Here is a 625-nt window from a genome sequence, read left to right on the forward strand (position 1 = left end):
ACTGCCCGTTTAACGAAGCCTGGCTACAAGTTGGAGAAGGAAAGAAGTCGATCTCCATGGCTACCTATGAATTCAAGTTTGGCAAACTTCACCATGGGCAGCCGATTTCGGTCGTTGACCTCCTCTATGCCCAAGCATTCCAGATGGAATGGGCGAGCAAAGAGGGTGACGATGATCTCCAGTACGAACAGGCATATTCTTCTTCTCTTAAGAGTGGTCTCGATACAATCATAGGTTGGGTTTTGAACGAGGACGACACCATAACCGTATACTTCGATTACAACTTCCCGGCAAGCAAGGAAAGAGTTGCTAGCTGGGCAGCACCAGGTATAAGCGTTTCTTCGTCGGGTCATCCAGTTGGCTGTGCCTGGGAGATAGCAGAAGCCATGTCTCTCCTTGTAACTGAAGGCAGCGAATCCGGTACTGCTTACTCAATTACAATGGATCCCGCCTTCACAGAAGTAGATGCCATTGCTCCTGCTTGTGTGAAAGACATCCGAGCTAAACTTGTCGAGATGAAGGAAAGAAAGCATATTCCGAACTACATCAAAGAATTTGTCGACGAGGAATACGTACTTGGCAGATACGAGGCTGCAATCGAATTCATAGACAATTACGGCCACGC

The 625-nt window shown here is 47.8% G+C and carries 1 pseudogene; it reads left to right on the plus strand.

Features of this window, described 5'->3' with window-relative positions:
* Positions 1–625: pseudogene (locus tag BG32_RS06950) on the plus strand (ABC transporter substrate-binding protein); the annotation flags it as partial.

This window comes from Mesotoga sp. HF07.pep.5.2.highcov (assembly GCF_003666285.1).
GTDB lineage: Bacteria > Thermotogota > Thermotogae > Petrotogales > Kosmotogaceae > Mesotoga > Mesotoga prima.